This is a genomic window from Streptomyces sp. 15-116A, from assembly GCF_025290915.1.
In the GTDB taxonomy this organism is placed as follows: Bacteria; Actinomycetota; Actinomycetes; order Streptomycetales; family Streptomycetaceae; genus Streptomyces.
Genome location: NZ_JAOCQE010000373.1, coordinates 1 through 5,117 on the forward strand (window position 1 = coordinate 1; position 5,117 = coordinate 5,117).

Genomic DNA, 5,117 nt, shown 5'->3' on the forward strand with positions numbered 1-5,117 from the left:
CTGCGACTGCTGCGCCGCGAGCCCGAACGGGCGGCGCGGGCGGGCGCGGTGGCCCGCGAACTGCACGGCCGGCTGACGGCCGAGGGCCTTCATGCGGTACGCCCGGACGCCGCGGTCGTCTCCGTGCGCGCCCCCTCCCCGGAGCAGGCCGTACGGTGGGCGGCCGACTGCCGGACGGCCGGTCTGTCCGTGGGCTGCTTCCGTCCTCCTTCCGTGCCCGACGGCATCTCACGGCTCAGACTGACCGCCCGCGCCGACCTCTCCGGGGCGGAGATCGATCGCGCTGTACAGGTGATCGGCGAGACGCGACCGTGAGTCGGCGTGGCACGGCCGTGCGTCGCCCGATGCGGGACTGACCGGTCGGGTGGCCTACCGGTCCTGGATCAGCGGACCGCGGACGAACCGTGCCCAGCTCCCGGGGGAGAAGAGCAGCGCGGGCCCGGCCGGGTCCTTGGAGTCGCGCACGGCGAGCAGTCCGGCCGCGGGGCCGGTGGCCGGTGCGGCCGTCTCGACGCAGTTGTTCGCGCCCGTGCTGTAGCTGCTGCGCAGCCATCGCACGCCGTGCAGTCCGGTGCTGGAAGGAAGAGAAGGAAGAGAAGGAAGGTTCCGAGGTGGCATCGTGCCTCCTTACACGCCGGCAGCGGTCCCGGCGATGAAATCCAACGAGTCCTCGGGCGAAAGGGCGTGGATCGAAAGGGCGTTGAAGGCCTCCGTGTACGCCCTGAGGTCTTCTTTCCGCTCGAGATGGAGGCTACTCGTCAAGTGGTCGAGAACAACCACATCCAGATCAGAAGTGCGCGAAAACGAGAAGATGACGAAAGGGCCGGTGACGCCGATGTGCGCCCCGGCCGTGAACGGCAGTACCTGCAACCGGACATGGGGCAACCGGGCCGCCTCGACCAGCCGCTCCAGCTGACGGGCCATCACTCCCGGACCGCCCACCTCCCGGCGCAGCACCGCCTCGTCCAGGACCGCGCTCAGCTCCAGCGGCGGATCCGCCCGCAGGACGTCCTGCCGGGCGAGACGCACCTCCACCAGGGCGTCCAGCCGTTCCTCGGAGGCCCCTTCCAGGGCCGCCGCCGTGACCGCCCGCGCGTACTCGGGTGTCTGCAGCAGCCCGGGCACCACCGTGGTCTCCAGGGTGCGCATCGCGCTCGCCTGGGACTCCAGACTGATGAAGTCCCGGTAGGTCGGCGGCAGCACCCCGCGGTACGCGTGCCACCAGTGGTGCCGGCCCCCGCCGTCGTCGGAGCCGGCCAGGACCAGCAGCAGCTGGCGCAACTGCGGATCGGACACCCCGTAGGTGTCGAGCAGTAACCGCACATCGGCCGGTTTCACCCCGCTCGTGCCGGTCTCGATCCGGCTCACCTTCGACTGGTGCCAGCCCACCAGCCGGGCCGCCTCGCCGCTGGTGAGCCCCGCCGAGGTGCGCAGCGCGCGCAGTTCGGCGCCCAGTTTGCGGCGGCGCACCGCGGGACCGTGCTGCATGGGCCTCTCCTTACTCCTTCCGAGCCGCCCACATACGGTCTCGCGTCGTAGAGTTCACCGCTTTGAGCGACAGATATATGCATATCTTGGTGGATCGCTGCCCTGCGCCGTGCGGTGATGGCACTCTGGCGACGAAGCACCAGTGCGGGACCGTACTCGAATCATCCGCTCCGTGTCGGACTGCGGTCCCGTGGAAAGGGACGACGTCGCCATGGCAGACCATCTGGAAGCATCCGTCACTCTGCCGAGCGATCCCGCCTCGGTCTCCGCGGCCCGGGCCCATGTGGTGGGCACGCTGGCGGAGTGGGGCATGCCCGAGGACACGGAAGTGTCGGACACCGTCCGGCTGATCGTCTCCGAACTGGCCACCAACGCGGTGCAGCACACGTTCGGGCAGTCGCCCACCTTCACGGTGGACCTCGTCCTCGACCGGGACGAGCGACTGCGGATCGGCGTGACGGACAGCCACCCGCGACTGCCCAAGCGGCTGCCGGCGGCGGTTCAGCAGGACAACGGGCGTGGGCTGGTGATCATCCGCTGGCTGACCGCGGAGTGCGGCGGCAGGCTGAGGGTCCGCCGCACGAGGGAGGGCGGCAAGACCGTCTCCGTGGAACTCCCATGGACCGCCGCGCCGGCCGAACCGGTCACGGCGGTGGGACAGCCGGAGCCCTGAAGGCCCTGACGGCTGTGGGGGAGAACGGCAAGGCGAGGCGGCGACGCTTCCCGCGTCGCCGCCCCGTGCGGGTCACTTGACCCGGCCGTACCAGACGCTGCGGGTCCAGATCTTCTGCAGGCGCACGACGTCCCCGGTCTTGGGGGCGTGCCAGATCTTGCCCTTACCCGCGTAGATGCCGACGTGGTAGATGCTGCGGCCCGAATGGAAGAACACCAGATCCCCGGCCCTCCGGTTGGAGGAGGAGATGTGCCGGGTCTTGTTGTACTGCTGGGCAGCGGTGCGCGGCAGCTTCTTGCCGGCCTTCTTGAACGAGTAGAGGGTCAGTCCGGAGCAGTCGAATCGATAAGGTCCGGTGGCACCCCACTGGTAAGGCGCCCCCCTCTTGGAGGCCGCGATCTTCAGGGCCTTGGTGCCGAGGCTCGCGGCGGCCGCCTCCGATGCGGCGCCGGGGATCACGATCGAGCCGCCCACGGCGGCGAGGGTGAGGGCCGAGGCCGTACCGGCACGGGCCATCAGAGACGGGACACGATTGAGCGCAGTCATGCGCAACCCTTCGTCAGCCGCCTGTGAAGGATGACCTGTCGGATTCGGGCTGGCGAAGTGGCCCGGCCGCACGGATGCGGCTTCACCCCAAGGGCTGCTCGGAACCTCGCGGTTCCGGCGACCCGTCGTGCTTGGGTCCTCCACTCCTGCCGATCCACTTCCTGTCGACCGGTCATCCGGGCGGCGGCAGGACTCGGCGTCCGCCCGGATCGCCCCGCCGCGGCGGCGGGGTCTTGTCGTCAGTCACGGATCTTGGCTCATGGCCCGCCCGATTTCCCAACGGAACCGGGGATTTGTGTTGTTACTCACCACTCACCCGTTCGGGTGGACACGCCTGTGTTCGAACCACCGTCGGGAGAGTCAACCGGCCCCGGACCAGCGGCGGAATACTCCGTTCCGGCCTCCGCTTGCCTGCCGGGCGCAACCTCGATACCCCCGAAACAGTAGGTTTTTCTACGCCGGATGGAGGTACGCCGTTTGGTCCGTTTCAACTCCGGTCCGTCGAGCGCGGCCTCGGGGCCCGCTCAGACCGGGGGCAACAGGACCCGGGCCGTGCGGCGTTCGCCGTCCAGCACCCGCAGCGCGCGGGCCAGTGTGGCGGCGTGCACTTCGGTCTCGCCGCGCCGGTGCATCAGCGCCAGCGCGTCGCGCAGGGCGACCGCCTTGCCGACCAACGCCTGTGCGGCGCGCAGTCCGCGGTAGGTGTCGCCGTCGTGGGCCGGGTTAATCCGGCCGATCAGATCGACGACTTCGAGGTAACGGTCGATCAACTCGGCCTCGGCGCGCGTCAGTGCGGGCAGCGGGGGCAGTTCGGGTGGCAGCATCGGCGGCTCACTTCGTGCCGGGGACCGGGCGGGCGCCCTTGCGGCTGGGCACGATGCGGTCCGCGAGGCCGTAGTCCACCGCAGCCTGCGCGTCGAGCACGGTGTCCCGCTCGGTGTCGGAGCGCACTTGCTCGGCGCTGCGTCCCGTGTGCCGGACCAGGATCTCCTCCATCCGGGCCCGGATCCGCGTCAGTTCCCCGGCCTGGATGGCCAGATCGCTCGCCTGTCCCTCCACCGGCTCGGGCAGCGCCGGCTGACGCAGCACCAGACGCGCCCCGGGCAGCACGAACCGCTTGCCCGGCGTCCCGGCGGCCAGCAGCAGCGCGGCGGCCCCCTCCGCCTGGCCCAGGCAGATCGTCTCCACCTCGCAGGTCACGTACCGCAGCGTGTCGTAGATCGCCGACATGGCGTGGAACGAGCCGCCGGGGGAGTTGACGTAGAGCGAGATGTCCCGCTCCGGGGCCTGGTGCTCCAGATACATGAACTGGGCCATCACGTCGTTCGCGGAGGTCTCGTCGATCGGTGTCCCCAGGAAGACGATCCGCTCCTCCATCAGCTTCGAGTACGGATCGCTCGTGCGCTGTCCGGTGGCGGTGCGCTCGGTGAACTCGGGCAGGACGTGACGGGCGTACGGCCGGGTCATGGGTACCCCTCCTCGGGAGAGCGCGGCGGGTGCGGCGTCTGTAAAAAATGTACAGGACGTACGTGACGTTATGATGGGGACATGGCCTACGAGATTCCGGTGACGCAAGCCAGGGCTGAGCTCGCCGACCTGATCAACCGCGTGGTCTACGGCGGGGAGCGCGTCGTCGTCACCCGGCACGGCAAGCCCCTCGTCGCCCTCGTCTCCGCCGATGACCTGCGACGACTCGAGGAGCTCCAGGAAGCCGCCGAAGCCGGTGAGGCCGGCGAGGAGCAGGTGATCAGCGCCGTCTCGGCCGTCCGTGAGATCACCCCGGCGTCCGCCACGGGCGAACGTCAGCGCTTCGGCATCGCCGCCGAGCACCGGGGTCCGGCCACCTCGTAGGCCCGGGCAGAGGCGTAGAGCCGGCAGAACGACAAGACCGTGCACCCCCGCAGCGGCGGGGGTGCACGGTCTTTCCGGACGGACGGTCAGCCGGTGGGCGCCAGGGCCCGCTCTGTCGTGGGCTGCTCGTTCCTCGTGTGCCGCGCCAGTGCTCCGCCGAGCAGCACGGCACCCAGCCCCAGAACCGCCCACCAGGTCAGAGTGAGGGCGGGGCCCGCCGCGCCCGCGCCGTCGAAGAAGGACACCGAGCGCAGCAGCGTCACACCCGCGCCCGGGGGAAGCCACTGGCCGATCGCTCCGGCCGGCTCGGGCAGCATCTCCGGCGCCGAGGCGGCCCCCGAGAACGGATTGCCGAGCAGCATGACGAGCAGGCCGCCGAGCGCGATCCCGGCCCGGCCCAGCAGCGCGGCGAGCCCGGCGACCGCCGCGCCCATGGCCAGGGTCGCCAGTGTGAACGTGCCGGCCACCGCCCACCAGTTCCCCGGGACGGCCTCCAGCCAGCTCTGCGCCAGTGCGGTCGCCACCACGCCGACCAGCGTGGCGCAGCCGGCCAGTGCGG

Annotated in this window: 8 protein-coding genes, 1 pseudogene and 1 riboswitch; of the genes and pseudogenes, 3 read left to right on the forward strand and 6 right to left on the reverse strand. The window is 70.7% G+C overall.

Going from position 1 to position 5,117, the window contains the following annotated elements:
• The coding region (locus N4P33_RS32530; protein WP_260830536.1) for an aminotransferase class I/II-fold pyridoxal phosphate-dependent enzyme at positions 1 to 315 on the forward strand (315 nt) is incomplete at its 5' end.
• Between the two features lie 54 nt (positions 316 to 369).
• Here N4P33_RS32530 and N4P33_RS32535 read toward each other — a convergent pair.
• Positions 370 to 618, reverse strand: a complete 249-nt coding sequence (locus tag N4P33_RS32535) for a DUF397 domain-containing protein (RefSeq protein WP_260830537.1) — start codon at positions 616 to 618, stop codon at positions 370 to 372.
• Positions 619 to 627: 9 nt separating this feature from the next.
• Positions 628 to 1,488 (reverse strand): helix-turn-helix transcriptional regulator, encoded by an 861-nt coding sequence (locus tag N4P33_RS32540; protein ID WP_260830538.1) that lies wholly within the window; start codon positions 1,486 to 1,488, stop codon positions 628 to 630.
• Positions 1,489 to 1,699: 211 nt separating this feature from the next.
• Between N4P33_RS32540 and N4P33_RS32545 the strand changes: the two genes are divergently transcribed.
• The gene (locus tag N4P33_RS32545) at positions 1,700 to 2,161 is read left to right on the forward strand and encodes an ATP-binding protein (RefSeq protein ID WP_260830539.1); all 462 of its coding nucleotides are present in this window, start codon (positions 1,700 to 1,702) and stop codon (positions 2,159 to 2,161) included.
• Positions 2,162 to 2,233: 72 nt separating this feature from the next.
• Here the strand turns inward: N4P33_RS32545 and N4P33_RS32550 are convergent, their stop codons facing one another.
• From N4P33_RS32550 to N4P33_RS32560, 3 genes are all read right to left on the reverse strand, one after another.
• Positions 2,234 to 2,707 (reverse strand): C40 family peptidase, encoded by a 474-nt coding sequence (locus N4P33_RS32550; RefSeq protein WP_260830540.1) that lies wholly within the window; start codon positions 2,705 to 2,707, stop codon positions 2,234 to 2,236.
• Positions 2,708 to 2,710: 3 nt separating this feature from the next.
• Positions 2,711 to 2,906, reverse strand: a riboswitch (cyclic di-AMP (ydaO/yuaA leader).
• Between the two features lie 325 nt (positions 2,907 to 3,231).
• A complete protein-coding gene (locus N4P33_RS32555; RefSeq protein ID WP_260830541.1) occupies positions 3,232 to 3,531 on the reverse strand; it encodes a hypothetical protein in 300 nt (99 codons plus the stop codon).
• 7 nt (positions 3,532 to 3,538) lie between these two features.
• Positions 3,539 to 4,174 (reverse strand): ATP-dependent Clp protease proteolytic subunit, encoded by a 636-nt coding sequence (locus N4P33_RS32560; protein WP_260830542.1) that lies wholly within the window; start codon positions 4,172 to 4,174, stop codon positions 3,539 to 3,541.
• A gap of 81 nt (positions 4,175 to 4,255) precedes the next feature.
• Between N4P33_RS32560 and N4P33_RS32565 the strand changes: the two genes are divergently transcribed.
• Positions 4,256 to 4,558 (forward strand): type II toxin-antitoxin system Phd/YefM family antitoxin, encoded by a 303-nt coding sequence (locus N4P33_RS32565; protein ID WP_260830543.1) that lies wholly within the window; start codon positions 4,256 to 4,258, stop codon positions 4,556 to 4,558.
• An 86-nt stretch (positions 4,559 to 4,644) separates the two neighbouring features.
• On the opposite strand, the pseudogene N4P33_RS32570 reads toward N4P33_RS32565, so the two are convergent.
• Positions 4,645 to 5,117: pseudogene (locus N4P33_RS32570) on the reverse strand (ABC transporter permease); the annotation flags it as partial.

Bases quoted from the DNA above. Each gene is read 5' to 3' on its own strand.
- N4P33_RS32565 (WP_260830543.1), top strand. From the start codon at position 4,256: ATGGCCTACGAGATTCCGGTGACGCAAGCCAGGGCTGAGCTCGCCGAC.
- N4P33_RS32555 (WP_260830541.1), bottom strand. From the start codon at position 3,531: ATGCTGCCACCCGAACTGCCCCCGCTGCCCGCACTGACGCGCGCCGAG.
- N4P33_RS32550 (WP_260830540.1), bottom strand. From the start codon at position 2,707: ATGACTGCGCTCAATCGTGTCCCGTCTCTGATGGCCCGTGCCGGTACG.
- N4P33_RS32535 (WP_260830537.1), bottom strand. From the start codon at position 618: ATGCCACCTCGGAACCTTCCTTCTCTTCCTTCTCTTCCTTCCAGCACC.
- N4P33_RS32560 (WP_260830542.1), bottom strand. From the start codon at position 4,174: ATGACCCGGCCGTACGCCCGTCACGTCCTGCCCGAGTTCACCGAGCGC.
- N4P33_RS32545 (WP_260830539.1), top strand. From the start codon at position 1,700: ATGGCAGACCATCTGGAAGCATCCGTCACTCTGCCGAGCGATCCCGCC.
- N4P33_RS32540 (WP_260830538.1), bottom strand. From the start codon at position 1,488: ATGCAGCACGGTCCCGCGGTGCGCCGCCGCAAACTGGGCGCCGAACTG.